25 protein-coding genes, 1 pseudogene and 1 other annotated feature are annotated in these 25,478 nt (G+C 38.3%); of the genes and pseudogenes, 18 read left to right on the forward strand and 8 right to left on the reverse strand.

All coding sequences use genetic code 11. The features are described from left to right. The first annotated feature begins 61 nt into the window (after positions 1 to 61). Positions 62 to 853, forward strand: a complete 792-nt coding sequence (locus ACAN53_RS00315) for a phosphotransferase (protein WP_379965321.1) — start codon at positions 62 to 64, stop codon at positions 851 to 853. 3 nt (positions 854 to 856) lie between these two features. On the opposite strand, the gene ACAN53_RS00320 is transcribed toward ACAN53_RS00315, so the two are convergent. Further along, the gene (locus ACAN53_RS00320; RefSeq protein WP_379965324.1) at positions 857 to 1,135 is read right to left on the reverse strand and encodes a YtzH-like family protein; all 279 of its coding nucleotides are present in this window, start codon (positions 1,133 to 1,135) and stop codon (positions 857 to 859) included. 124 nt (positions 1,136 to 1,259) lie between these two features. Between ACAN53_RS00320 and trmB the strand changes: the two genes are divergently transcribed. After that, the gene (trmB, locus tag ACAN53_RS00325) at positions 1,260 to 1,910 is read left to right on the forward strand and encodes a tRNA (guanosine(46)-N7)-methyltransferase TrmB (protein WP_379965327.1); all 651 of its coding nucleotides are present in this window, start codon (positions 1,260 to 1,262) and stop codon (positions 1,908 to 1,910) included. A 121-nt stretch (positions 1,911 to 2,031) separates the two neighbouring features. Next, positions 2,032 to 2,892: a YtnP family quorum-quenching lactonase gene (locus ACAN53_RS00330; RefSeq protein WP_379965330.1), complete on the forward strand. Its 861-nt coding sequence runs from the start codon at positions 2,032 to 2,034 to the stop codon at positions 2,890 to 2,892. A 26-nt stretch (positions 2,893 to 2,918) separates the two neighbouring features. On the opposite strand, the gene ACAN53_RS00335 is transcribed toward ACAN53_RS00330, so the two are convergent. Continuing rightward, positions 2,919 to 3,230, reverse strand: a complete 312-nt coding sequence (locus ACAN53_RS00335; RefSeq protein WP_379965333.1) for a PepSY domain-containing protein — start codon at positions 3,228 to 3,230, stop codon at positions 2,919 to 2,921. Between the two features lie 269 nt (positions 3,231 to 3,499). Between ACAN53_RS00335 and ACAN53_RS00340 the strand changes: the two genes are divergently transcribed. The 8 genes and pseudogenes from ACAN53_RS00340 to murC all read left to right on the forward strand — a co-directional run bounded on the left by ACAN53_RS00340 (position 3,500) and on the right by murC (position 12,429). Next, positions 3,500 to 4,573, forward strand: coding sequence for a M42 family metallopeptidase (locus ACAN53_RS00340; RefSeq protein ID WP_379965336.1), 1,074 nt, complete (start codon positions 3,500 to 3,502; stop codon positions 4,571 to 4,573). A gap of 64 nt (positions 4,574 to 4,637) precedes the next feature. Then, on the forward strand, positions 4,638 to 5,135 hold the full coding sequence (locus ACAN53_RS00345) for a DUF84 family protein (RefSeq protein ID WP_379965339.1): 498 nt from the start codon (positions 4,638 to 4,640) through the stop codon (positions 5,133 to 5,135). Between the two features lie 92 nt (positions 5,136 to 5,227). After that, positions 5,228 to 5,542 (forward strand): thioredoxin family protein, encoded by a 315-nt coding sequence (locus ACAN53_RS00350; protein WP_379965342.1) that lies wholly within the window; start codon positions 5,228 to 5,230, stop codon positions 5,540 to 5,542. Positions 5,543 to 5,596: 54 nt separating this feature from the next. Beyond that, positions 5,597 to 6,412, forward strand: a complete 816-nt coding sequence (locus ACAN53_RS00355; protein ID WP_379965345.1) for a DUF1444 domain-containing protein — start codon at positions 5,597 to 5,599, stop codon at positions 6,410 to 6,412. Beyond that, complete coding sequence (gene ytpR, locus ACAN53_RS00360) at positions 6,409 to 7,023, forward strand: YtpR family tRNA-binding protein (RefSeq protein WP_379965347.1); 615 nt, start codon at positions 6,409 to 6,411, stop codon at positions 7,021 to 7,023. Before ACAN53_RS00355 ends, ytpR begins: the two co-directional genes overlap by 4 nt. Positions 7,024 to 8,167: 1,144 nt before the next feature. Beyond that, positions 8,168 to 9,721: pseudogene (locus ACAN53_RS00365) on the forward strand (DNA translocase FtsK); the annotation flags it as partial. Between the two features lie 36 nt (positions 9,722 to 9,757). Further along, complete coding sequence (locus ACAN53_RS00370; protein ID WP_379965349.1) at positions 9,758 to 10,873, forward strand: nicotinate phosphoribosyltransferase; 1,116 nt, start codon at positions 9,758 to 9,760, stop codon at positions 10,871 to 10,873. A 251-nt stretch (positions 10,874 to 11,124) separates the two neighbouring features. Beyond that, positions 11,125 to 12,429, forward strand: a complete 1,305-nt coding sequence (murC, locus tag ACAN53_RS00375; protein WP_379965351.1) for a UDP-N-acetylmuramate--L-alanine ligase — start codon at positions 11,125 to 11,127, stop codon at positions 12,427 to 12,429. A 102-nt stretch (positions 12,430 to 12,531) separates the two neighbouring features. Here murC and ACAN53_RS00380 read toward each other — a convergent pair whose 3' ends face one another. Then, positions 12,532 to 13,647: an aminopeptidase gene (locus ACAN53_RS00380; RefSeq protein WP_379965354.1), complete on the reverse strand. Its 1,116-nt coding sequence runs from the start codon at positions 13,645 to 13,647 to the stop codon at positions 12,532 to 12,534. Positions 13,648 to 13,818: 171 nt separating this feature from the next. Here ACAN53_RS00380 and ACAN53_RS00385 point away from each other — a divergent pair, with 171 nt between their 5' ends. The 4 genes from ACAN53_RS00385 (at position 13,819) to ccpA (ending at position 17,090) form a co-directional block, all read left to right on the forward strand. Then, positions 13,819 to 14,283 (forward strand): DUF948 domain-containing protein, encoded by a 465-nt coding sequence (locus ACAN53_RS00385; protein ID WP_379965357.1) that lies wholly within the window; start codon positions 13,819 to 13,821, stop codon positions 14,281 to 14,283. Between the two features lies 1 nt (position 14,284). After that, positions 14,285 to 14,602: a bacillithiol system redox-active protein YtxJ gene (gene ytxJ, locus ACAN53_RS00390; RefSeq protein WP_379965360.1), complete on the forward strand. Its 318-nt coding sequence runs from the start codon at positions 14,285 to 14,287 to the stop codon at positions 14,600 to 14,602. Between the two features lie 62 nt (positions 14,603 to 14,664). Continuing rightward, positions 14,665 to 15,732 (forward strand): bifunctional 3-deoxy-7-phosphoheptulonate synthase/chorismate mutase, encoded by a 1,068-nt coding sequence (locus tag ACAN53_RS00395; protein ID WP_379965363.1) that lies wholly within the window; start codon positions 14,665 to 14,667, stop codon positions 15,730 to 15,732. Between the two features lie 359 nt (positions 15,733 to 16,091). After that, positions 16,092 to 17,090 carry a catabolite control protein A gene (gene ccpA, locus ACAN53_RS00400; RefSeq protein WP_379965366.1) on the forward strand — a complete coding sequence of 333 codons (999 nt, stop codon included), beginning with the start codon at positions 16,092 to 16,094 and terminating at the stop codon, positions 17,088 to 17,090. A gap of 383 nt (positions 17,091 to 17,473) precedes the next feature. On the opposite strand, the gene ACAN53_RS00405 is transcribed toward ccpA, so the two are convergent. The 3 genes from ACAN53_RS00405 to ACAN53_RS00415 are packed head-to-tail and all read right to left on the reverse strand — an operon-like array spanning position 17,474 to position 19,926. After that, positions 17,474 to 18,640 carry an acetoin utilization protein AcuC gene (locus ACAN53_RS00405; RefSeq protein WP_379965369.1) on the reverse strand — a complete coding sequence of 389 codons (1,167 nt, stop codon included), beginning with the start codon at positions 18,638 to 18,640 and terminating at the stop codon, positions 17,474 to 17,476. After that, positions 18,640 to 19,278, reverse strand: coding sequence for an acetoin utilization AcuB family protein (locus ACAN53_RS00410; RefSeq protein ID WP_379965372.1), 639 nt, complete (start codon positions 19,276 to 19,278; stop codon positions 18,640 to 18,642). The genes ACAN53_RS00405 and ACAN53_RS00410 overlap by 1 nt, the downstream gene beginning before the upstream one ends. A gap of 15 nt (positions 19,279 to 19,293) precedes the next feature. Beyond that, entirely contained in the window at positions 19,294 to 19,926 is a 633-nt protein-coding gene (locus tag ACAN53_RS00415; protein ID WP_379965375.1) for a GNAT family N-acetyltransferase, read from the reverse strand. Between the two features lie 179 nt (positions 19,927 to 20,105). Here ACAN53_RS00415 and acsA point away from each other — a divergent pair, with 179 nt between their 5' ends. The 3 genes from acsA (at position 20,106) to tyrS (ending at position 23,950) form a co-directional block, all read left to right on the forward strand. Beyond that, the gene (gene acsA, locus ACAN53_RS00420) at positions 20,106 to 21,824 is read left to right on the forward strand and encodes an acetate--CoA ligase (RefSeq protein ID WP_379965378.1); all 1,719 of its coding nucleotides are present in this window, start codon (positions 20,106 to 20,108) and stop codon (positions 21,822 to 21,824) included. A gap of 139 nt (positions 21,825 to 21,963) precedes the next feature. Then, positions 21,964 to 22,194, forward strand: a complete 231-nt coding sequence (locus ACAN53_RS00425) for a hypothetical protein (RefSeq protein ID WP_379965381.1) — start codon at positions 21,964 to 21,966, stop codon at positions 22,192 to 22,194. Between the two features lie 218 nt (positions 22,195 to 22,412). Continuing rightward, positions 22,413 to 22,637: a binding site (T-box leader), on the forward strand. 44 nt (positions 22,638 to 22,681) lie between these two features. After that, positions 22,682 to 23,950, forward strand: coding sequence for a tyrosine--tRNA ligase (gene tyrS, locus ACAN53_RS00430; protein WP_379965384.1), 1,269 nt, complete (start codon positions 22,682 to 22,684; stop codon positions 23,948 to 23,950). 127 nt (positions 23,951 to 24,077) lie between these two features. Here tyrS and rpsD read toward each other — a convergent pair whose 3' ends face one another. Further along, the gene (rpsD, locus tag ACAN53_RS00435) at positions 24,078 to 24,680 is read right to left on the reverse strand and encodes a 30S ribosomal protein S4 (protein ID WP_379965387.1); all 603 of its coding nucleotides are present in this window, start codon (positions 24,678 to 24,680) and stop codon (positions 24,078 to 24,080) included. A gap of 237 nt (positions 24,681 to 24,917) precedes the next feature. Next, on the reverse strand, positions 24,918 to 25,397 hold the full coding sequence (locus tag ACAN53_RS00440; protein WP_379965390.1) for a GAF domain-containing protein: 480 nt from the start codon (positions 25,395 to 25,397) through the stop codon (positions 24,918 to 24,920). Between the last annotated feature and the right edge of the window lie 81 nt (positions 25,398 to 25,478).

The raw sequence follows: 25,478 nt of genomic DNA on the forward strand, positions 1-25,478 counted from the left end.
AGTGAAGAAGTAGCGCCAAGAGCTAATAATAAAAATCACCAAAAGGAATTGTTGATAGATAATGGAAATGGAATGGTTAGAACAATTACTAGGAAAAGAGTGGGATATAATTCCTGCTGGCGGTGCTACGGGTGAGGCATATTTTGCTGAACAAGGGGAACGAAAGCTATTTTTAAAACGAAATTCCTCTCCTTTTCTAGCGGTCTTGTCAGCAGAAGGAATTGTTCCTAAGCTGCTATGGGCAAAGCGTATTACGAGTGGAGATGTTATTTCAGCTCAAGTATGTTTGAGAGGTCGAAAACTGGAACCGGAAGACATGAAGAAGGAGAGAGTAGCTCTCCTTCTTAAGAAAATTCATATGTCAGATGACTTGCTACATATGATTGAAAAACTTGGGAAAACACCGCTTAAAGCAAGCCAACTTTTGCAACAAGTACGTGATTCGCTTGATGAAGAAGTGAAGCAAAAGGATCCTGTTAGGCAGGCATTACAATATTTGCAAGAATCAGTAGAAGAAATAGAGTGTGATCATGTATCAGTATGCCATTGTGATGTGAATCACAATAATTGGATGTTATCAGACGATGATCAATTGTATTTAATTGATTGGGACGGAGCGGTCATTGCAGATCCTGCTCTTGATATTGGTATGCTACTCCACTTCTACATTCCAAGGGAGGAATGGGAGGATTGGTTAAAAAGCTACGGAATGGAGCTTACTGATTTTCTGCTCCGTCGCATGAAATGGTATGTGATAGCCCAATCTATCATTTCCCTCCAATGGTATACAAAGAAGAACAAGCAATATGAGATGGATTATTGGCTTACTTATATCAAGCAGCTATTGTCATAGCTATTAGGAAAAACTATCCATTCCTGAAATCCATTGTGAAAGTTGATCTTGATGGTTAGAAATATGTTCATGTAAATCAGAAGAATATTGTCCAGCTTGACTGTACTGGTATACGTCAGAAAGTACATGCTTCGTTTCATCCGTAACATTATCATTCGTTAGCAACGACTTAATAAGGCGTTCTAGTTGTTCACATTCTGAAACTGTACCACAGCAATCGTTTTGTTGGTTTTGTAAAATATCTTTTAAAATAAGTAATTGATGTTCGTGACTGATTGTCATGTTGCAATTCACACCCTTTGTACTCATATTTAACAGTAGTTTTTGTGAGTATCCATCATTTTATTCGTTACTGCCTGTAGCATCGTGCTGTTGGCATTATTGGAAAGAGAGGAAGAGATTTCATATGCGCCTGAGATTTAAACCATACGCCAATGAAATGATAGAAAGTCATCCGCAGTTCGTTATTCTAAATCCAGAAGAACATAAAGGAAAGTGGAAGGATGTATTTCCAAATCAGAATCCGATACATGTAGAAGTAGGGACTGGACGAGGTCGTTTTATTTATGAAATGGCAAAAGCAAATCCTACAGTTAATTATATTGGTATTGAAAAATACTCAAGTGTTATTGTAGACGCACTTGATAAATTAATCGAAGAAGAAGTGCCGAATCTGAAGCTTATTAACAAAGATGCAAAAGATATGACAGTCTTTTTTGAGAAGGGTGAAATTCAACGCTTGTATTTGAATTTTTCTGATCCTTGGCCCAAATCTCGTCATGAAAAGCGTCGCCTAACATATAAACAGTTTTTACACAATTATGAACAAGTTCTTATTCAAGGTGGAGAAATTCATTTTAAAACAGATAACCAAGGGTTATTTGAATATTCGTTATGTAGTTTTTCTCAATATGGAATGATTTTAACATATATAAGTTTGGATCTGCATAATAGTGAAGATACCAACAACATTATGACCGAATATGAAGAAAAGTTTTCGGAAAAAGGGAATCGAATCTATAGAGTAGAAGCAAAATTTAAAAATGAGTCTGTGTAATAAACACAGGCTTTTTTTTATGGTACAATAAACTCTACTAAATATTTTTATTTTTTCCATATTTATCAATAATTGATAAAGTTGGGAAATGAAAGTACATATAAATAGGGGAGTGGAGAGTATGGAGACGCTGCAAGTGGGAGAAATACGAGTTACATGGTTACAAGGGGGCAATACACATCTGGATGGCGGAGCAATGTTTGGAGTTGTTCCGAAAGCACTTTGGTCTCGCAAATATGAGCCGAATGATGAAAATAGAATTCTCTTGCGAACAGATCCGCTTCTCATTCAGACTAAAAACGGTAATATGCTGATTGACTCTGGAATTGGCAATCAAAAATTAAATGAAAAGATGAAACGCAATCAAGGGGTAACAGAGGAATCACAAGTAGAACAAAGTTTGGATTTGCTTGGATTATCCACGGATGATATTGATTATGTGTTAATGACACATCTTCATTTTGATCACGCATGCGGATTAACAAAGTGGAATGGAACTAACTTTGTTCCTACTTTTTCTAAGGCAAAGATTATTGTTTCAGAGACAGAATGGGAGGAAATGCGGCAGCCTAACATTCGCTCACGTAATACGTATTGGAAAGAAAACTGGGAGAGTATTGTGCACCAAGTTAGTACGTTTAAAGAAAAAGTAAATGTTACGGAAGCCATTTCAATGGTTCATACAGGAGGACACAGCGATGGACATGCCATTGTAATTATAAAAGATCATAATGAGACAATGCTTCATATGGCTGACATTTTACCAACACATGCGCATCAAAATCCTCTTTGGGTAATGGCTTATGATGATTATCCGATGACAAGCATCTATCAAAAACAAGATTGGATTCAATTTGGTATAAAGGAACAGGCATGGTTTACTTTTTATCATGATGCCTATATTCGTGCAGTTAAATGGGATAACGAGGGTAATGTAATAGAAAGCCTTCCTATTCAAACAAACAATCCCCTCTTACGGTAAGAGGGGATGTTCTTCTTAAGGGGGAGTTAACTTTCTGTAACGTCTAAGATTGTTCCTGTGTTAGCATCCAGTAGAAATTCATAGCGGTTTTGTTTGTCTAGTGTAACAGTTGTTACACCGCCTCTGTATACATCATAAGCTATATCATATTTTTCCCACACTTCAGGAACCATGTGGATCCAAGAACCTGTAATTTCACCTTTTTCCGAAAATACTTTTTTTGCCATTTTCAAAGCTTTATCAGCAGAAATATGGCCATTCTGCTGAAGCTGATTTGCCACAAAATATCCGGCAGTAAAGCCTAAACCTACGCCGAGGAGTATGTTTTTCCAATTCATCATTTTCACCTCAAATTGTGCAAATTTCACTAACAGTACAAGTATAATCGAATTGACACGAAAAAAGAAGAAACTAGCGATATTTGTGAATATTCGTTACAATAAAGTAAAATTCCTATGCAGATAAGGAATGACTGCATGGTAGAATTCTTATGTTTTATTTCATTAATACATATGTTTAATTTTTAAATGTTACTTCTCTATAGTATGTAGAATAGGATTATCAGCCTATTCACTCAACTTGGTTTTTAACTAAAGGAGTGTTGTGTATGAATAAGGAAACATTGGATTTGTTTCGAACATTAACAGAACTTCCAGGTACTTCAGGGTTTGAGCATGAAGTGCGACGTTTTATGAAACAGGAGCTTTCTAAATATTCGGATGAATTAGTTCAAGATGGACTCGGCAGCATATTTGGTATGAAAAAGGGTGACGAAAACGGTCCTCGTGTGATGGTTGCGGGTCATATGGACGAAGTTGGATTCATGGTGACACAAATAACAAAAAACGGAATGCTACGTTTTCAACCATTAGGCGGTTGGTGGAATCAAGTATTGCTTGCACAGCGCGTACAAGTTATGACTAATAATGGGCCTGTTGTTGGCGTGATTGGTTCTATCCCCCCGCATATTCTAACGGATGAGCAACGAGCAAAGCCGATGGACATAAAAAATATGCTAATAGATATTGGTGCAGACAGCAAAGAACAAGCTTTAGAATTAGGTATAAAACCAGGGCAACAAGTGATTCCAGTTTGTCCATTCACTCCCATGGCAAATCCTAAAAAAATTATGGCAAAAGCTTGGGACAATCGTTATGGCTGCGGCTTAGCGATTGAATTATTAAAAGAAGTGCAAGGGGAAATGTTGCCCAATATGCTTTTCTCCGGTGCGACTGTACAAGAAGAGGTCGGACTACGCGGGGCACAAACAGCTGCAAATATGATCCAACCTGATATTTTTTACGGGCTTGATGCTAGTCCGGCAAATGATGCAAGTGGTGATACACAACAGTTTGGACAACTAGGGAAAGGTACGCTCTTACGGATTTTCGATCGAACAATGGTTACGCATAGAGGATTACGTGAATTTATTTTAGATACAGCTGAAAGTAATCATATTCCGTACCAATATTTTGTCTCTCAAGGCGGAACAGATGCTGGACGTGTTCATTTAAGTAATAACGGCGTTCCATCATCAGTTATTGGTATTTGTGCACGGTATATTCATACACATGCTTCGATTATGCATGTTGATGATTATGCTGCTGCAAAGGAATTACTCATTAAACTTGTGAAGGCAACAGATCGAACAACACTTGAAACAATTAAAAATAATGCGTAATAAGATAGATCGGATAAGAAGAAAAGGCCTTAAGGGCCTTTTCGCTTTGAAGGGGGATATAGCAATGCAAGTGGCAATTGGATCATTAAATCCAACAAAGGTAGGCGCAGTAAAGCAAGTATTTGGTGAGAACATACTCCCCATATCTGTGCCATCAGACGTATCAAATCAGCCTTTTTCAGATGAAGAAACGATGAAAGGGGCAATAAACCGTGCTCAGCATGCGTTAGCGGCTACTGATGCTGATGTCGCAATCGGACTTGAGGGAGGCGTATATGTCACAGAACAAGGACTATTTCTTTGTAATTGGGGTGCACTAGTTACGGTAAATGGTGAAATGTTTCTGGCAGGAGGAGCAAGAATACAACTTCCTCCTCAATTTGAACAGCCATTGCGACAAGGAAAAGAATTAAGTGAAGTGATGGATGCGTATACACGGCAACATGATATTCGAAGCAAGGAAGGTGCTATTGGCATTTTTACGAGCGGGTATGTAGGCCGTGAAGAAATGTTTATTCATGTTGTTAAGCTGCTTGCGGGTCAATATCGCTATAAGTCATAATGGTTGCAACTGTATTGGTTCTGCGTTTTAATGATGGCAAGGTGAAGTCTTATTTTTAAGATACTGTATGAAAAGAAAAGGAGAAAAATAGAATGAAGACATTAAACAGTGTTGAACAGTTTGAAGAAGTAAAAGCGCAAGGTAAAGCTGTGTTTGTATTTTCTGCTGGATGGTGTTCAGATTGTCGTTTTATTGAGCCGTTTATGCCAGAAGTAGAAGAGAAATTTAAAGATATTACGTTTTATCACGTAGATCGTGACGAATTTATTGATTTATGCCAAGCAAATGATATATATGGTATACCGAGCTTCCTTGCATATGAAAATGGTGAAGAAACAGGTCGTTTTGTTAGTAAAGATCGTAAAACTCAAGAAGAAATTGAAGCGTTTTTGTCTGCATTACAGTAATCGAATTAGACTACTTTTTTGTAGTTCCATTCACATAAAAAAGGGGGGATACGGATGAAGATGAATAGTAATCAATTGAAGCAAGAATTAATGAAACGATTGAAACGTACTGACTGGGAGTTCCAATATGATAGCAAAAAAGATCAACTACGTGTAGAACACTGTGAAACGAAAAAAGGAATTACCGTCTCATTGCCTGGGATTCTTGCCAAATGGGAGTTGCAGGGGGAAAATGCAATAGAAGAAGCAGTATACTATGTGAAGGAAGCGCTTCTTGCTATGCATTCTGAAGATACAGAGAACACGCGTATTCTTCCTGTTATTCGCTCTACCTCTTTTCCATTACATCAAGAGGAGGACAATCCATTTGTAACGTCAGATCATACAGCAGAAACACGCATTTTCTACGCACTAGATGCCGAAAAAACATATCGACTGATCGATGAAAAATTGGCAGAAAAACTTCAATTAGATCATCAGCAAGTGAAAGAACTCGCATTATTTCATGTTCGGTCACTCCCTAGAAAGATGAAAGAAGATACAGTTGCAGGAAATATATTTTACTTTTTTCATGCAAATGATGGGTATGATGCGAGCCGCATTTTAGATATTTCTTTGTTAGAAGATATGAAAAAGAAGATAACGGGAGATATGGTCGTTGCAGTTCCTCATCAAGATGTACTAATAATTGCTGATATTCGAAATGAAATCGGTTATGATATTATTGCGCAAATGACAATGCAATTTTTTGCCGAAGGTCATGTACCGATTACATCGCTCTCCTTTATTTACGAAAATAAGGAGCTAGAACCTATTTTTATTATGGCAAAAAATCGCGTCAAGAATGATGGTACAGATAAGAAAGGATGAAACAAGTGAATATTTTTTATAACAAGGAAGGCGTTGGAGATACTTTACTTCTCTATTTACAAGATGGTACGTTAGAATCTCGTACATTCGAACGAAAAGGTGATGTGGTACGTATCTTTGATCGTGAAAGTAATAAAACGTTTGGGTATAATCTTTTTCATGCTTCTTCTTACATAACTGTTACAGAAACGGGAACTGTTACAGTAACAGAAGAAATAGTTAATCATCTGAATGCAGTTTTCGAGAAAAATGGATTTGTTGAAAAAATAGAAGCTGATTTTTCACCAAAATTTGTTGTTGGTTATGTTCAAGAAAAAGAGCATCATCCAAATGCAGATAAGTTAAATATATGTAAAGTAGATGTTGGGAATGAAACGCTTCAAATTGTGTGCGGGGCTCCCAATGTAGAAGCAGGTCAGAAGGTTGTTGTTGCAAAAATTGGGGCGGTAATGCCAAGCGGACTTGTTATTAAGGATGCAGAGCTTCGCGGGGTGGCCTCATCTGGAATGATTTGTTCTGCTCGTGAATTAGCGTTACCTAACGCACCAGAGAAAAAGGGAATACTTGTATTAGAAGATAGCTATGAAGTAGGAAAACCTTTTACATTTTAATGGAATTCAACGTGCTGTGAAGATGGGCCGTTTTACAAAAATTCTGTAAGTAAGGATTTTTTGTGACGGTCCATTTCCCATATTCTTTTTCTGCTAGTGTTCATTAATTTTTGCTACACATTTTGTTGAATACTGTTACAATAAAGAATGTTACTATTTGGGGAAAGAGTGGTAGTTCATGCTAAGTTGGATGAAAAAAATATTGAATAAAGAGGAACCTATTTCTGAGAATGAGAGTAGGCTTGAAACGGAGCAAACGATACAAATGGAAACAACGCACGAGTCGTTCTCCTTTCCTAACGGTAAGTTTCGATTTCCACTCATTCAAGATGATAATCTTCTCAATCCGCCTACTGTAAATGCTACAGAGACTGAAAAGATTGAGCCAAAAAAATCACAAATAACTCGTCTGGATAATCAAAATTTTATCAGTAAGCCAGAAATTACTCCGACGCATGTAACGTATAAACGAGAGCAAGCTACTGTAAAGTCGAAAATAATACAATCAAGTTCCGATATGGAGCAGCCTAAGGGTCCTATTTATACAATAGGACGAAACCGACAATCCTTTCAGCCTACAGAGACTGTATCACCTGTTTTTGGATATGAACGACCAAATGAGAATTTGTTGAAAAAACAACCTAATATTGATCTCGTTTTAGAAGCAGAACATTTGTCTGTGGTAGATGCTTGGCTCTTGAAGAATGGCTATCTTGTTTCAGAAAGTACGGATGAGAGGGATATACAAAAGGACGAGCTAGACAGCACACAACATAACGAAGCAGACGAAATAGTAGAAATACTAGAAAATGAGAAGAATAAGACGGAATTAGATGCAAGTGAGACTAAAGAAGAGGAAATAGTCGAAGCCTCTCTTATGAATTCTGTTTTACAAAACGAACATATTGTAGATAGTACAAGAGAACAGATGGCACAAGCAGAAGAAGCAGAGCCACTACTAACTAGTGTAATAGAAACAGAAAAAGGTATTGAAAACGAAGAACCTGAGATAGTAAACGAAATTACTAAATGTGAAGTAGTGAACGAAACAGAAGAAGAGAACCAGTGGAATATTGCAGAAAGTGAAGTAATTCCTGAACAGGAAGCGACGGAAGATAAGACAAATGAAGTTGCAGAAAACAAAGTAGAAATCGAACAGGTAGCAATGGAAGAACCAAAGCGCGAAAAAAGACGGTCTGTTCCGTTTAATGTTATTATGCTTCGTCAAGATAAGAAGAAGCTTACATCTGAGCGCAAGGTTGCTAGAGTAGAAACACATCCTTCGTATGTATTTCCGTCACTTGGTTTGTTAAGTACACCAAATGTGAATCCTACAAATGATGACGAATGGCTCCGTAATCAAGAGCAATTGCTAAATACAACGTTTGAAAACTTTCATATTGGCGCTCATGTAGTTCATGTAACGCAAGGACCAGCAGTAACGCGCTTTGAAGTACAGCCAGAACCTGGAGTGAAGGTTAATAAAATTACGAATTTATCGGATGATATTAAGCTCAATTTAGCGGCAAGAGATATTCGGATTGAAGCCCCGATTCCTGGTAAAAACACTGTTGGAATTGAAGTTCCGAATAGACATAGTAAGCCGGTGTTTTTGCGAGAAATATTAAGAAGTCCTGTATTTATTAAAAATGAATCTCCTTTAACAGTGGCACTCGGTCTTGATATTTCTGGCATGCCTATCGTAACTGATTTACGTAAAATGCCACACGGTCTGATTGCTGGTGCTACCGGTTCAGGAAAGAGTGTGTGCATTAACGCTATTTTAACTAGCATTTTGTATAAGGCTTTGCCACATGAAGTGAAGCTTCTCCTCATTGATCCTAAAATGGTAGAGCTTGCACCGTATAATGATGTGCCACACCTCGTATCCCCAGTTATTACCGATGTAAAAGCGGCGACCGCTGCTTTAAAATGGGCTGTAGATGAGATGGAGCATCGGTATGAATTATTTGCTCACGCCGGAGCACGCGATTTAACGCGATATAACGACTTAGTGAACAAAACAAATGAAGGTCAGCCGCTTCCCTACATTGTTATTGTCATAGATGAGCTTGCAGATTTAATGATGGTATCACCAGCAGATGTCGAAGAAGCCATTTGTAGAATTGCACAAAAGGCGAGAGCGTGTGGCATTCATTTACTCGTTGCAACGCAGCGTCCATCTGTTGATGTTATTACAGGATTAATTAAAGCAAATATTCCAACTCGGATGGCTTTCACCGTATCGTCTCAAGTAGATTCTCGTACCATTATTGATGTTAGCGGGGCAGAAAAACTGCTTGGAAGAGGGGATATGTTATTTCTAGAAAACGGTACCTCAAAACCAATTCGTCTGCAAGGAGTATATGTGTCTGATGATGAAATTGAACGTACGGTAGGCCATGTAAGAAAGCAAATGGAGCCGATATTTTTGTTCAAGCAGGATGACCTATTAGCAAAAGTAGAGCAACATGAGACGGAAGATGAACTTTTCTTAGAGGCATGTAGATTTGTTCTGGATCAGGGCGGGGCGTCTACTTCATCCTTGCAAAGAAGATTTCGAATAGGCTATAACCGAGCTGCTCGTCTTATAGAAGAGATGGAAACGCAAGGTATTGTTTCTGAAAATCGCGGAACAAAGCCACGAGATGTTCTCATTTCTGAGGAAGATCTATCCGCTATGCAAGAAAACGAATAGGTAAAAAAGCCAAGAGTAGAACAGGGAGTTTAGCGCATGAAAGAGATAGAATGGAAGCTACAAGGGAAAATATCGCGCCTTACAAACGAGACATTCAAGTTTGATGAGCGCGTGGGTGAAGGATGGTTTTCAGCAGTATATTTTTTGAAAACACGTGAGATAATTAAAGAATTTTGCCCTGGTGCCGTTGTAACGATGCAGTTCTTTCAAAAAGAACATGCCGTTTTATGCGGAACAGATGAAGTGATTGCTTTGATTCAAACATTTGCCGAGCATCCAGAAGAGCTGGAAGTAAAATCGTTAAAGGATGGGGATAAAATTTCCCCGTTTGAGACAGTGTTAACCATTAAAGGGCCATATGAATATTTTGGATATTTAGAGGGACTCATTGATGGAATTCTTGCTAGAAGAACTTCTGTGGCAACGAATGTGTATGATGTGGTGCAAGCTGCAAGAAAAGGTGGAATTGAAAAACCAGTTATTTTCATGGGAGATCGCGATGATCACTTTACACAGCAAGCCGGAGACGGGTATGCAGCATTTATAGGCGGCATGACTGCACAAGCTACGCACGCTATGGGTGAATGGTGGGGTAAAAAAGGAATGGGTACGATGCCACATGCTCTTATTCAAATGTTTCAAGGTGACGTCGTTGCAGCAGCTTCCGCATACCATTCGAAGTTTCCTGAAGATGAATTAGTCGTGTTAATTGATTATAATAATGACGTCATTACTGATGCATTAAAGGTTGCCAGAGAGTTTGGCCCATTGCTGAAAGGAGTTCGCGTCGATACATCACGTACGATGGTTGATCAGCACTTTATCCGTCACCCAGAACTTCTTGGTACCTTTGATCCCCGAGGTGTAAATCCATCTCTTATATTTGCACTTCGCAAAGCATTGGATGAAGAAGGATATAATCATGTAAAAATCGTTGTGAGCGGCGGCTTTAATCAAAAACGGATTAGAGAGTTTGAAAAGCAAGGAGCCCCGGTTGATATGTATGGGGTAGGTAACAGTCTATTAAAAGTTAACATTAGCTTTACAGGCGATAATGTCGAATTAGACGGAATGCCTGTTGCTAAGGCAGGACGAAAATATCGGCCAAATCCTCGTTTAGAACGAGTAAATCTGTATGAAATAAGAAAGTAATGTTCTCTTCTTTCAGGGTCTCTTAGAAGGCCCTGAAGGAAGAGGGGGAAATGTCTAATGGAAGGATATTTTTCTTATCTCGACAATAAACCGTTTTTTGTTATAATAGGCTTATTGTGATTGAATATGTAGAATAGTCATTTTACGGTTTGAACAATTACGAGAAAGAGATATTACCAAATTAACAAAGTTATCATATACTGTTTTAGGTAGGTCATTGGATTAGTTACAGATGTTGGAGGTTCTTTAAAATGACAGTTTACCATTTTGTAGGGATTAAAGGCACTGGAATGAGTGCCCTTGCTCAAATCCTGCATGATATGAAACATACCGTGCAAGGCTCGGATGTAGAAAAAACATTTTTTACGCAAGCAGAATTGGAAAAGCGTGGAATTCCGATTCTTCCATTTAACAGAAATAATATTCAAAAAGGACAAGTGATTATTGCTGGAAACGCATTTCCAGATACACATGAAGAAATTGAAGAAGCAAAAAAACTAAACTTGCCCATACACCGTTATCACCATTTTTTAGGTGACCTAATGAACAATTATACGAGCATTGCTGTTTCAGGAGCGCATGGAAAAACATCAACAACAGGTTTATTATCCCATGTTATGCGCGGCGCGTATCCAACCTCATATTTAATAGGTGATGGAACAGGAAATGGCGTGGAAGACAGCAAATTTTTCGTGTTTGAAGCATGCGAATACCGCAGACACTTTTTATCCTATCATCCTGACTATGCAATTATGACGAATATTGACTTTGATCATCCTGACTATTTTAAAGATATTCATGATGTATTTAGTGCATTTCAAAAGATGGCATTGCAAGTGAAAAAAGGTATTATTGCTTGTGGCGATGATGAACAATTACAAAAAATTCAAGCTAAAGTACCTGTTATTTTCTATGGTTTTGGTGAAGATAATGATTTCCAAGCTCGCAATGTAAAACGTCTTACAGACGGATGTACATTTGATGTATTTGTTCGCAATACGTTTTATGGAACATTTCGCATCAATGGTTATGGAAACCATAGTGTATTAAATGCACTTGCTGTCATTGCTCTTTGTCATTATGAAGAAATTGATGTTGAAATTGTAAAACAACGCCTTGAAACATTTGAAGGTGTAAAGCGTCGTTTTAGTCAGAAAACGATGGGAAATCAAATTATTATTGATGATTACGCACATCATCCTACAGAAATTACAGCAACTATTGAAGCTGCACGTCAAAAATTTCCGGATCGTGAAATCGTAGCCATCTTTCAACCACATACATTTTCACGTACAAAGAAATTTTTAACGGAATTTGCTGAAAGTCTGCAAAAGGCAGATCAAGTATACTTATGTGACATTTTCGGTTCAGCGAGAGAAAATCAAGGTGAATTGTCAATCCAAGACTTACAAGGAAGAATTGATGGATCAAAGACGATTGCTCTTACGAATACGGAAGTTCTAAAGCAACATGAAAATGCAGTTTTGATTTTTATGGGTGCGGGAGATATACAAAAGTTTGAAAAAGCTTATGAACAAGGACTTCAAGTGAAATAAAGCGTTCGTATTAAATTTTAATAAAATAAGAAAAGGATGCGACAATAGTTCGCATCCTTTTTCTTATTTTATAGTATTTAGTTGGTTCTATAGTTAAAAGATTTATTGCAAGTTCTCTGGATTTAATGCTCCTAGCTCCGGAAGGACAAACCGTCCATCTTTGCGAATGAGAACGTCATCAAAATAAATTTCTCCACCGTTATAATCTGGACGCTGGATGCACACTAAATCCCAGTGAATGTTGGAGTTATTGCCATTGTATGCTTCATCATAAGCTTGACCAGGAGTGAAATGGAAGCTTCCTTGAATTTTTTCGTCAAATAGAATATCTCCCATAGGATGTAAAATATATGGATTGACACCAATTGCAAATTCCCCAACGTAGCGAGCGCCTTCATCCGTATCGAATACTTGATTGATACGTTCTGTATTGTTCGCAGTAGCTTCTATAATTTTTCCATCTTTAAAGGTAAGCTTTACATTTTCAAAGAGGAAGCCATTGTAAGGGGACGGCGTATTGTATGAAACCGTACCGTTAACGGAATTTTTAACCGGTGCCGTATACACTTCGCCATCCGGAATATTTGCTTCTCCGGCACATTTAATCGCAGGAATGTCTTTAATGGAGAACGTTAAATCTGTTCCTGGTCCTGTAATATGGACCTTGTCTGTTTTGTTCATTAGTGCTTGTAAACTATCCATCGCATCATTCATTTTGCTATAGTCGAGGTTGCACACATCAAAGTAGAAATCTTCAAACGCTTCTGTACTCATTTTTGCAAGTTGTGCCATCGATGATGTTGGATAACGAAGAACTACCCATTTTGTTTTTGGAACGCGAATTTCGCGGTGAACCTTTTGACCAACTGTTTTGCCTTGAACTTTCATTTTCTCACTTGGAACGTCTGCTTGTTCGTTAATATTGTCACCAGATCGAAGACCTATGTAAGCATCCATTTCTTTCATAACACTTGCTTCGAAGGCTGCAATTTGCTCAAAATGTTCTTCAGTTGCACCAAAAAGCAGTGCACGGTCCACTTGTTGATCCTTTAAGGATACAAATGGGAAGCCACCTGCTTTATAGGCTTCTTTTATAAGAGCTGTTACTAATTCTTTTTGCAGACCAAAGTTTTCAATTAATACTTTTTCACCTTTTTGTAGCTTTACAGAGTAATTAATTAAATTGTAAGCTAATTTTTCTATACGCGGATCTTTCATGGTAGGTACCCTCCTTTTACATTACCCATCTATTGTAACCTAAATATGACCATTTGTTTACTAGGAGGGTAAGGAAGAATTATGATTGTGTAGGAATGATAAGGTTGTATTAGTATACCAACTCGTTACGTTGTATAATAATAACAAAATGAGCTTGAAGGAGTGAACCATATGCAAGTCTTGCTATACGTTAGCGTCGCAATCATAGCCATTGCCTTTGCAATATTAGTAGTATATATTAGCGGTACGCTCGTGTCATTGCGAAAAACATTGGAGAATGTAGCAGCCACAACGGCTTCATTAGAAAAACAATTACAAGGTATAACCCATGAAACTGAGCAATTATTACATAAAACAAATGAACTAGCTGAGGATATTTCGAAAAAATCACAATCCATTCAAAAAGTTGTAGAATCTGTTGAAGGGGTCGGTACGACGATAGCAGTATTAAACGAAAAAGTACGTACCATTACAACGGCAGTATCGAACCAAGCAGAGCATAATAGTGATAAGGTTGCACAAGCTATGCAATGGGGTACAGCGGCTATGAAAGTATATGAACATTTTCGGAATAATAAAAAGGAAAAGAACGAGAAGCGTGAAGGAAAATTAAGAATCCGAGCAAAGGGTGAATAAGTTGATTCCATTACAAGTAGAAGAGCAATTAGGTGAAATTGCGGCAGCACCGTCATGTATTGTTTTTAAGCACAGTCTGACCTGTCCGATTAGTAAAGGCGCATTTGAGCAGTTTCAAGCATATATGGAAGAACAACAAACGATTCCTGCCTATTATTTGTATATTCAAGAAGTAAGGCCGTTATCGAATCAAATTGCAGAACAATTTGGTATTCGTCATGAATCCCCGCAAGTATTATATCTAAAGGATGGCAAGGTAGTATGGAGCGAATCACACTGGAATATTACAAAGAAATCCTTGCAGGAGCATATTGGATAATTCGATACAATCCAGATGATTAAAATGGGAAAACAATCTATCCAAGTAAGGGAGGGCTTTTCATGGCATCTAACAATTTAGAAACACTCCGTAATCAAATAGATGAAGTAAACTTGGAAATTTTAAAATTATTAAATAAACGAGGTAATCTTGTTCAAGAAATTGGGAAATTAAAAGAAGTACAAGGCGTAAAACGCTTTGATCCGCTTCGGGAACGCGTGATGCTTGATTTAGTAGCAGAGCACAACAAAGGGCCTTTTGAAACTTCTACTTTGCAGCATATTTTTAAAACCATTTTTAAAACTGGCTTAGAGTTACAGGAAGATGATAATCGGAAAGCACTCCTTGTTTCTCGTAAAAAGAAGCCAGAAGATACGGTAGTGGATATTAAGGGAGAAAAAATTGGCGATGGTACGATGCACTTTATCATGGGGCCATGTGCAGTTGAAAGCTATGAGCAAGTAAAGCTCGTTGCGCAAGCAATGAAGGAGCAAGGATTACACGTAATGCGCGGTGGGGCTTATAAGCCAAGAACGTCTCCGTACGACTTTCAGGGGCTTGGTGAGGAAGGATTACATATACTTCGCCAAGTAGCTGATGAATTCGATATGGCGATAGTTAGTGAAATTTTAAATCCCAAGGATATTGAAATGGCCCTTAATTATGTAGATGTAATACAAATTGGAGCTCGTAATATGCAAAATTTTGAGCTCTTAAAGGCTGCAGGTGCTGTAAAGAAACCTGTTCTACTAAAGAGAGGGATTGCTGCAACCATTGAAGAGTTTATGTATGCGGCAGAATACATTATGGCGCAGGGAAATGACCAAATCATATTGTGTGAGAGAGGTATTCGTACGTACGAAAAAGCAACGCGCAATACGCTTGACATATCTGCCGTACCAATTTTAAAAAAGGAAACCCATTTGCCGGTTGTTGTAGATGTGACGCATTCAACAGGACGCCGTGATTTGCTACTTCCAGCTGCAAAGGCAGCTATTGCTATTGGTGCAGATGCTGTAATGGCCGAAGTGCATCCTGATCCTGCAGTTGCACTTTCTGATTCTGAACAGCAGATGAGCATACCACAGTTCCATGAATTTATGAATGTATTGAAAACGTTCTTACAATAGTACTTATTTATAGGTACGATGATGTGCTTTATATATAAAATTGCCTGGCTTCCATTGTCTGCATTCTAGTTTTTGAAGGGGGGAGGATAAGCTCATTGCAAAGAGCAAGAAAAATCCGAGTCTTCCATTCAATATAACGAAGAAAAGATAGCTTGGAAAGTTGGGCAATTTTGTTTTACGGATGGAAAAGAAAGAATTTTTTTCATACATTAGTGGGAATATATTGTCTGAATATGCATTTGTATCGTATGATAAAGTAAGCATGTAATATTTAATGACATCTTCATCCACTTGATGGGTTTTCTATATATCCATATTTTATACATAATTTTAGAATAGAGAAAAGGAGCGAACAAACCATGAATATAACAATATATGATGTAGCACGTGAAGCCAATGTTTCCATGGCAACCGTTTCCCGTGTAGTGAACGGCAATCCAAATGTAAAGCCAACAACTAGAAAAAAGGTATTAGAGGCGATTGAACAATTAGGTTATCGTCCAAATGCAGTGGCGCGAGGTCTTGCCAGTAAAAAAACAACGACTGTCGGTGTAATTATTCCTGATATTTCAAGTATTTTTTATGCGGAGCTTGCACGGGGAATTGAAGACATTGCCACTATGTACAAATATAATATTATTTTAAGCAATTCTGATCAAAATAAGGAAAAAGAAATGCATTTATTGAATACTATGCTTGGTAAACAAGTAGATGGTATTGTATTTATGAGTGAAAATATTACTGAAGAACATGTGAAAGAATTTGAAAAATCGCCCGTTCCTATTGTGTTAGCATCTTCCTTTGATGAACAAAGTGTCATTCCGTCCGTTAATATAGATTATGAACAAGCAGCCTATGATGCCGTATCTTATTTATTAGAAAAAGCGCATAAGAATGTTGCGTTCGTCTCTGGTTCTGTAGATCATGCAAAGGCTGAAAACAAAAAATTAGATGGTTATAAACATGCGCTTCAAGAAAATGGGATACCCTATAATGCTGATTTAGTCGTTGAAGGAGATTTCACCTATGATTCAGGTATGGAAGCATTTGAAAAACTATGGGAAAATAATCAAAAGCCGACTGCAATTTTCGTTTCTTCTGATGAAATGGCTCTAGGTGTTATTCACGGCGCCCAGGACAATGGCATTCATATTCCAGAAGATGTGGAAGTAATCGGATTTGATAATACCCGTTTAGCAACCATGGTACGTCCGCAGCTTACGACTGTTGTACAGCCTATGTACGATATTGGTGCGGTTTCTATGAGATTGTTAACGAAGTTTATGAATAAGGAAATTGTAGAGGATCAAACCGTTATCCTTCCGCATCGCATACAATTCCGTAAAACAACAAAATGAGAATAAAGTGAAAGAAATTAATTGTACGTACAAAAAGGAAGTCTCATTTGAGGCTTCCTTTTTGCGTGAAGAGAACTTCTGCCCTATGGAGCTGGACGAGCCGAAAAGGCTTTTTGTGTGTGATCTAGCTCCATTGGCTATCCCCTCCGGCCGGAGAACCCTCACCCATAAAGGCAAAAAGCACCTTTTTGGGTGAGGAACCTTCCGTCCTACGTGGCTGAACAAGCCGATTCCGCTTTTCGGGTAATCCAGCTTTTTGTTGGAATCCAGCTTTTTCGGCTAGCTCCTCCGGTCAGAAAACCTCCGCCCATAAAGGCAAAAAGCGCCTTTTTGTGCGGAGAACTTCTGCCCTATGGAGCTGAACGAGCCGAAAAAGCTTTTTGTTAATACACCGAGGTTTTCATGCTGTTTCTTATGATGGATAGTGATTTTGCTACGGTTAGGTAGTTTTTTTCTTCAATTTCTTTTTTTCTTGGTATGGGTGTGTACATGTCTTTTGGATCTTCCCATTCGGTTGAGAGTGGGAGGCCGGCTTTGTCTTTCCATTCTTCTATCCATTCTTTTGGAAGGGTTCCGGTTAGATTACGGATGTTGTTCATTTCGAGCCAGACGAGAGACCAGGCTCTTGGTACGACACGCCAAATGTCATAGCCGCCTCCACCTACTGCGATCCAGCGTCCGTCACAAAACTCATGGGCAATTTCGTGTGCAATTTTAGGAATTTCTTTATAAATGTCGATTGTAGAGCAAAGATGTGTAAGAGGATCGTAGTAATGTGCATCTGCTCCATTTTGCGTTACAATCACATCTGGTTTAAAATAGGCGGCAACTTCTCGTAACATATTCCGGTAGGCGTATAAAAAGGATTCATCTTCTGTAAACGCATCCAATGGAATGTTAAATGAATAGCCGTAGCCTGCACCTTGTCCTCGTTCGTTGACAGCACCTGTACCAGGAAATAAATAACGTCCTGTTTCGTGTATGGAAAGGGTACATACGTTAGGATCGTCATAGAAGGACCATTGCACACCATCTCCATGATGTGCATCTGTATCTACATACAAAATGCGCAGTCCGTATTTCTTCTGAATATATTTGATAGCGATGGCACTATCATTGTAAATACAAAAACCAGAAGCCTTTCCTTTAAAGCCATGGTGCAAACCGCCCCCTAAATTGAGTGCATGGGTTGCTTTTCCTTCAAGTACATAATCTACTGCTGTTAATGTACCTCCGACAAGAAGTGCACTTGCTTCATGCATATGTTCAAATACAGGTGTATCTTCTGTACCGATACTGTACTGCATACCTTCTTGCTCTCCAAGTTTTCCTTCCCCAGCTCGCTTAACTGCGTCGATATATTTTTCATCGTGAATGAGTGCAATTTCTTCGTCCGTAGCGATACGCGGTGGACGAATTTGTGATTCACTAATGAATCCCCCTTTATTTAATAAATCAAACACAAGTTTTACGCGTAGCTGGTTGAAGGGATGCTCCCGGTTAAAGCGGTAGCCTTGAAACTTCTCTGTATAAATAAATACAGAGTCCATTAGGAAATACCTGCAACACTTGGCCACAGTACTTCATAGCCTTCTTCTCGAATGACTTGAATAATTCTAAGGGGGTTCATCGTTTGAATCCGAAAAACTAAGACCTTATGTTCATCTTTGTCTGGATAGACAAGGATTGTAATTATATTAATTCCTTCTTTAGCAAAAATGGATACAACTTTACTTAAGACACCAGGTTCATTGGATACTCGTACTTCAATTTGTGAGCCGGGTTGATAGGCCCCTGTCAATTTAACAAGTGTATGCAGTACGTTTGTTTCCGTTATGATACCAACAAGCTTTCCTTCTTTTGTAACAGGAAGGCAGCCGATTTTATTATCATAAAATATCGTTGCAATTTCCTCGACAAAATCAAGAGGATGACAGGTAGTGACATACTTTGTCATAACCCGCTCAATAGGCTGTTGAAGTGAATCCATTGAAACAGGCTTGTCGAGTATTGAAGGACAAGCATCCCGAACGTCACGATCTGAAATAATCCCAACTACTTCGTGCTCGTTATTCACGATAGGGATGTGACGAATACCTTTTTCAGCTAGTGTTCTAAGTGCCGTTTCAATTGTGTCTTTTGGCGACAATGTAGTCGTGTTACGATTCATAATTTCTTCAACAATCATTTGGTTACCTCCTCATTAATACATAAAGCGATTCTGAAAGCGAATTCTATCAAATGCGGTAATGGAGTCTTGGTTTACACGTTTCCCAATCCGAACCATTAGACAGTTCGCAGGATGGGAGCAAATTTCAGGATCATCTGTTGCCATCCAAATTAAATCACCAGCACTCATCATCTTTTCCATGATTTTTCGGTACTCCCATACATTTAAACCTGATCCTTGTAAATCCCAATGCCAATAATACTCAGTTGTTATAATAATATAGTCTTCCATATTATCGTCTAGCATAGAAATTTGAAGCATGGTTTTCCCAACAGAACAGCCTCGGAATTCTGGTATTACTTCAATTGCTCCTAGTTCAATTAAATTTTCTATATTTCCTTCTGACCATCGTTCTAGCGGATCTGGGTATAGATACGTTGTATAGCCTATAATTGTTTGTTCAAAGCGTGCAATAATGAGACGTGCTTCTGGAAGTTTAGATATTTCGATAATTGCTTCTTGTTGTTGATCTGGAGGTCGAAATGCTACCAAATTCTTATGAAACTCATATGTTTCTAGCTCTTGTGTAGGCACAGGGCCTTCTATGATGAGAGTTCCTTTCGGGGTATGGAGTGTCCTGGAATGATAAACCTTGTTATGAATCAAATTGTTTCACCACCTCAATCGGGATTTCTCAATCTTATCTCAATAGTAGCTTATATTTTGCGTACTGTGAATGAAAACGCTTCTAAAAATTTGCAAAAATATATGAAAAGTTACTGAAAATTATAAATAGTGAAGTATAATAAGGTGTAGAGTTATATATAAGGAGGGAGAAGATTACAATGAAATTGGAAGCGCTTCCCGTTGTAAGTACAAATAATAACCTGGAAAACTACGAAGAGATGTATAAAACGTTTGATTGGAAAGAGGTAGAGAAACAGTTCTCCTGGCACGAAACGGGACGAGTGAATATGGCTTATGAAGCAATTGATAAGCATGCAAAGTCACATTTGAAAGATAAAATTGCATTGTATTATCAAGATGGGTCTCGAAAGGAAACTTATACGTTTGCAGAAATGATGGATTTATCAAATAAGGCTGGAAATGTGTTGAAGGAATCTGGTGATGTTAGCAAGGGTGACCGTGTGTTTATTTTCATGCCTCGTTCTCCAGAATTATACTTTACACTTCTTGGTGCATTAAAGCTAGGAGCAATTGTCGGGCCTTTATTCGAAGCCTTTATGGAAGGTGCTGTCCGTGATCGCTTGCTAGACAGTGAAGCAAAAGTACTTATTACAACCCCCGAACTTCTCGCGCGCGTTCCCATAAATGAACTACCAGATTTACAAACCATTTTCTTAGTCGGTGAACCAATAGAAGAAAGTGAAAAAATCGTAGCATTTCTCCCACTTTTTGAACGTGCATCCTCCGAGCTTGAAATACAATGGCTAGACAGAGAAGATGGATTGATTCTTCATTATACTTCTGGATCGACTGGAAAGCCAAAAGGTGTGTTGCATGTTCAGAATGCAATGTTGCAACATTATCAAACAGCGAAATGGGTACTTGATTTGAAGGAAAATGATATATATTGGTGTACAGCTGATCCAGGCTGGGTTACAGGGACATCTTACGGTATATTTGCACCTTGGCTAACAGGTACATCCAATGTTATTTTAGGCGGACGATTCAGTCCTGATACATGGTATAAAACATTACAGGAATATGGTGTAACTGTATGGTATAGTGCGCCAACTGCCTTCCGCATGCTAATGGGTGCGGGACAGGATATTATAAAACAGTACGATTTGTCTAAGCTTCGTCATGTGTTAAGTGTAGGGGAACCTTTAAATCCAGAGGTAGTTCGCTGGGGAATGAACGTATTTCAAAAGCGAATTCATGACACGTGGTGGATGACAGAAACAGGTGCACAAGTAATTTGTAACTATCCATGTATGGATATTCGTCCTGGTTCAATGGGAAAACCAATTCCTGGTGTGGAGGCTGCAATTGTCGATAACGAAGGAAAGGAAGTTCCACCTAATACAATGGGGAATCTTGCTATTAAGCAAGGCTGGCCATCGATGATGAAGACCATCTGGAACAATCAAGCTAAATATGAATCCTATTTTATGCCAAATGGATGGTATGTATCAGGTGATTCTGCGTTTATGGATGAAGATGGATATTATTGGTTCCAAGGACGCATTGATGATGTGATTATGACTGCAGGTGAACGCGTAGGTCCATTTGAAGTAGAAAGTAAAATTATCGAGCATCCAGCTGTAGCAGAAGCTGGAGTCATTGGGATTCCTGACCCTGTTCGCGGGGAAATTATTAAAGCATTTATTGCACTTCGAGATGGATTTACACCGTCTGATGAACTTAAGGAAGATATTCGTCAGTTTGTCAAGAAAGGGTTAGCTGCCCATGCAGCACCGCGCCAAATTGAATTTCGTGATAAGCTTCCAAAAACGCGAAGTGGTAAGATCATGCGCCGCGTATTAAAATCTTGGGAATTGAACTTACCAACAGGGGATTTATCCACATTAGAAGATTAAGAATAATATGATGAAAAGGCTTGAACGATTCGTTCAAGCCTTTTTTTTCGAAAATAGTAAAAAGAATATTATTTGTTGTGCATTTTTAGTAATTTCTGCTTCTACATTTGATAGAATGAAAGTAAAGGGAGGGAATAGTATGAGAGGCGAAGATAAAGAATCATTAGTTGAAACAATGGATAAGTATGAAAAAATTATGAAAAAAATTGCCATAAATCGAGTAGCTCCTTCCAAACGAACTGAAATTAAAATTGAGGGAACCGTTTATACTCATTTAAGTCCGGAAGAATTTTTACGGGAATTTTCAGAATGGCTTGAAAAGGACGAACAAAGTTCGCGTTTTATCGGAGAGATTCATGAAAAAGAGTGAATGGATGTATCTTGGCGCGGAGTTCTTACTTGAGAATTGACGTCAAATAAAGATAGTGTGATGATATTTCAAATGGACAAGCTTATAGGCATCCCCTTCTTAAATAATCATTTTATTTCTTCCTCACTATTCTTAGTATGAATAAGACGCTTTCTCCTAACTTGATGGCATTGACACGGGGAGTATATTAATGTTATAAAGAATATTATATGAATACGTTTTGAGCTTGGAAAGGCTTTAGTAATGATCACTTCCCTGTTTGTAGAGAGCTGATGGTTGGTGGAAATCAGTACATATTTGATCGTGAAATACAACCTGGAGCATCTTTTTTCGATTGAGCAGTTGCTTGAAAGGGGAAAGACGGTGATGAGCCGTTAGCAAAATGAAGTGGTGAATACGATTCACAACTAGGGTGGTACCGCGAGCATTCCATCGTCCCTTTTTTTAGGGGACGATTTTTTTATTTTTTCGAAGGGGCGAAGAACACATGGACATTTTAGAAGATTTACAATTTCGAGGGTTAATTAATCAACAAACAGATGAAGAGGGATTACGCGAACTACTTTCAAAGGAAATCGTGAAATTATATTGCGGATTTGATCCTACTGCAGATAGCCTTCATATTGGGCATTTACTACCGATATTAATTTTGCGTCGTTTTCAGCAAGCTGGTCACCAGCCAATTGCGCTTGTTGGAGGGGGAACGGGATTAATCGGTGACCCAAGTGGAAAAAAAGCAGAACGAACATTGAATGAAAAGGAAACGGTTGCAATGTTTAGTTCTCGTATTAAGGAGCAGCTTTCTCGCTTTCTTGAATTCGATGAAAAGGTTAATCCGAATCCAGCTATTCTTGCAAACAACTATGATTGGATCGGTTCATTAGATGTCATTACTTTTTTACGTGATATTGGCAAAAACTTTGGTTTAAACTATATGCTTGCGAAGGATTCAGTAGCAACACGTCTTGAAGCAGGTATTTCCTTCACAGAGTTTAGCTATATGATTTTGCAATCCTATGACTTCTTAAACTTATATCAAACATACGGTTGTAAGCTTCAAGTAGGTGGAAGTGACCAATGGGGCAATATTACAGCTGGGTTAGAATTAATTCGTAAATCCGAAGAAAATGCAAAGGCATATGGTTTAACGGTTCCTCTTGTAACAAAGGCGGATGGAACGAAGTTTGGTAAAACAGAGGGCGGAGCGATATGGCTTGATGCAGCGAAGACATCCCCGTATGAGTTCTACCAATTTTGGATTAATACCGATGACCGTGATGCAGTGAAATATTTAAAAATCTTTACGTTCCTATCTCATGATGAAATTAATGAGTTAGAAAGACAAACCGAAGAAGCACCTGAAAAACGTGCTGCTCAAAAAGCGCTAGCAGAAGAAGTTACGAAGCTTGTACATGGCGAAGAAGCATTGCAGCAAGCAATTCGTATCTCCCAAGCATTATTTAGTGGATCGGTAGCGGAATTATCTGCTGAAGAAATCAAGCAAGGATTTAAGGATGTTCCTTCTTTTTCAGTTGCGGATGAAGACGTTGTACTGCTTGATTTGCTCGTAACGAGCAAAATCTCTCCATCAAAACGTCAAGCACGTGAAGATATTACAAACGGTGCGATTTATGTAAACGGAGAACGCGTTCAAGATTTAGATCACGTATTAACTAAGACAGACCGAATTGAAGGACAATATACTATCCTTCGCCGAGGAAAGAAAAAGTATTTCTTAGTTCAATACGAAGCGTAAGAATAGTAAGGATTATATATACAAAAAGGGAGGGTGCTGAAGAAATTTTCAGCACCCTCCCTTTTTGTACAAGGCTTCTTTGAGTATAAAAAAAGAGCTAATCGATTGATTAGCTCTTTTTTTGCTATTAACGAGAGTAGTATTCTACGATTAGAGATTCGTTAATTTCAGCAGGTAATTCAGAACGTTCAGGAAGACGAGTGAATGTGCCTGATAATGCTTCAGCATTGAAGTCTAAGTATTCAGGTACGAAGTTGTTAATTTCAAGAGATTCTTTAACAACAGTAAGGTTAAGAGATTTTTCACGAACACTAATTGTTTGACCTGGTTTTACGCGGTAAGATGGAATATCTAAGCGGCTGCCATCAACAAGAATGTGACCGTGGTTTACCAATTGGCGAGCAGCACGACGAGTGCGAGCAAGACCTAAACGATAAACTAGGTTATCAAGACGAGTTTCAAGAAGAATCATGAAGTTTTCACCGTGTTTACCACTAAGTTTACCAGCGATATCAAATGTGTTACGGAATTGACGTTCATTTACTCCGTACATGTGGCGAAGCTTTTGTTTTTCTTGAAGTTGAAGACCATATTCAGATAATTTCTTACGTTGGTTAGGACCGTGTTGTCCAGGTGCGTAAGGGCGTTTTTCTAATTCTTTTCCTGTACCGTTTAGGGAAATACCAAGACGGCGAGAAAGTTTCCAAGATGGACCAGTATAACGAGCCATGATGACTCCTCCTTGTGTTTTTATTTTTGTAAAATAAAAACAGACGTGAGTTGTTTTTTTATGAGTATTTTGTTTTCATGTATCCTCGCTCCAGCAGCAAGGAGTTACTCGATACACCTCGGTAAGAGGAACAAAATACAAACATAAACCCATTCTCATAGGCTGCATATTTTACACAAATTCTATTATAACTTTTTATACATACTAGGTCAAGAAAATATAAATTGATTCTAACTTTTACATTTGGTACGTGAGTACATCAACGAATAATTCTAAGTAATGTTGATCGATTTCATCGAATCGTGCTAGGTTTGGACTATCGATGTCAAGTACACCAATAACTTCCCCATTTTTGATCATCGGGACAACAATTTCAGAGTTAGATGCAGCGTCGCAAGCAATGTGACCAGGAAATTGGTGTACATCATTTATAACAATTGTTTTTTTTGTTTTAGCTGCTGTTCCACATACTCCTCGTCCAAGCGGAATTCGAATGCAGGCAGGTAACCCTTGAAAAGGTCCGAGAACAAGCTCTTTTTCTTCCATCATATAAAATCCGACCCAGTTAATATGTTCTAGAAATTGATTTAACAATGCAGAAGCATTTGCCATATTTGCTATGACATTCTTCTCATCATAAATAATTGCCTTTAATTGATTAATGACTAGCTCGTAATTTTTCTCACGTGTCTCATTATATCCTTGTGATGCAAACATGAACTTCCTCCTTACTATTGTAGAATCAGACCTATCTTTGTCGATAGAAAACTAAAGGAATTTTTGAGATATGTCAAGAAA

The organism is Ectobacillus soli (assembly GCF_042610425.1).
In the GTDB taxonomy this organism is placed as follows: Bacteria; Bacillota; Bacilli; order Bacillales; family Bacillaceae_G; genus Ectobacillus.

Excerpts from the sequence above, each read along its gene's own strand:
- trmB (WP_379965327.1), top strand. The coding sequence starts at position 1,260 with ATGCGCCTGAGATTTAAACCATACGCCAATGAAATGATAGAAAGTCAT.
- ytpR (WP_379965347.1), top strand. The coding sequence starts at position 6,409 with ATGAAACAAGTGAATATTTTTTATAACAAGGAAGGCGTTGGAGATACT.
- ACAN53_RS00320 (WP_379965324.1), bottom strand. The coding sequence starts at position 1,135 with ATGACAATCAGTCACGAACATCAATTACTTATTTTAAAAGATATTTTA.
- murC (WP_379965351.1), top strand. The coding sequence starts at position 11,125 with ATGACAGTTTACCATTTTGTAGGGATTAAAGGCACTGGAATGAGTGCC.
- ccpA (WP_379965366.1), top strand. The coding sequence starts at position 16,092 with ATGAATATAACAATATATGATGTAGCACGTGAAGCCAATGTTTCCATG.
- ACAN53_RS00440 (WP_379965390.1), bottom strand. The coding sequence starts at position 25,397 with ATGTTTGCATCACAAGGATATAATGAGACACGTGAGAAAAATTACGAG.
- ACAN53_RS00330 (WP_379965330.1), top strand. The coding sequence starts at position 2,032 with ATGGAGACGCTGCAAGTGGGAGAAATACGAGTTACATGGTTACAAGGG.
- ACAN53_RS00340 (WP_379965336.1), top strand. The coding sequence starts at position 3,500 with ATGAATAAGGAAACATTGGATTTGTTTCGAACATTAACAGAACTTCCA.
- ACAN53_RS00395 (WP_379965363.1), top strand. The coding sequence starts at position 14,665 with ATGGCATCTAACAATTTAGAAACACTCCGTAATCAAATAGATGAAGTA.
- ACAN53_RS00335 (WP_379965333.1), bottom strand. The coding sequence starts at position 3,230 with ATGAATTGGAAAAACATACTCCTCGGCGTAGGTTTAGGCTTTACTGCC.
- ACAN53_RS00380 (WP_379965354.1), bottom strand. The coding sequence starts at position 13,647 with ATGAAAGATCCGCGTATAGAAAAATTAGCTTACAATTTAATTAATTAC.
- ACAN53_RS00355 (WP_379965345.1), top strand. The coding sequence starts at position 5,597 with ATGAAGATGAATAGTAATCAATTGAAGCAAGAATTAATGAAACGATTG.
- ACAN53_RS00410 (WP_379965372.1), bottom strand. The coding sequence starts at position 19,278 with ATGATTGTTGAAGAAATTATGAATCGTAACACGACTACATTGTCGCCA.
- ACAN53_RS00385 (WP_379965357.1), top strand. The coding sequence starts at position 13,819 with ATGCAAGTCTTGCTATACGTTAGCGTCGCAATCATAGCCATTGCCTTT.
- ACAN53_RS00370 (WP_379965349.1), top strand. The coding sequence starts at position 9,758 with ATGAAAGAGATAGAATGGAAGCTACAAGGGAAAATATCGCGCCTTACA.
- ACAN53_RS00315 (WP_379965321.1), top strand. The coding sequence starts at position 62 with ATGGAAATGGAATGGTTAGAACAATTACTAGGAAAAGAGTGGGATATA.
- rpsD (WP_379965387.1), bottom strand. The coding sequence starts at position 24,680 with ATGGCTCGTTATACTGGTCCATCTTGGAAACTTTCTCGCCGTCTTGGT.
- acsA (WP_379965378.1), top strand. The coding sequence starts at position 20,106 with ATGAAATTGGAAGCGCTTCCCGTTGTAAGTACAAATAATAACCTGGAA.
- ACAN53_RS00425 (WP_379965381.1), top strand. The coding sequence starts at position 21,964 with ATGAGAGGCGAAGATAAAGAATCATTAGTTGAAACAATGGATAAGTAT.
- ACAN53_RS00405 (WP_379965369.1), bottom strand. The coding sequence starts at position 18,640 with ATGGACTCTGTATTTATTTATACAGAGAAGTTTCAAGGCTACCGCTTT.
- ACAN53_RS00345 (WP_379965339.1), top strand. The coding sequence starts at position 4,638 with ATGCAAGTGGCAATTGGATCATTAAATCCAACAAAGGTAGGCGCAGTA.
- tyrS (WP_379965384.1), top strand. The coding sequence starts at position 22,682 with ATGGACATTTTAGAAGATTTACAATTTCGAGGGTTAATTAATCAACAA.
- ACAN53_RS00350 (WP_379965342.1), top strand. The coding sequence starts at position 5,228 with ATGAAGACATTAAACAGTGTTGAACAGTTTGAAGAAGTAAAAGCGCAA.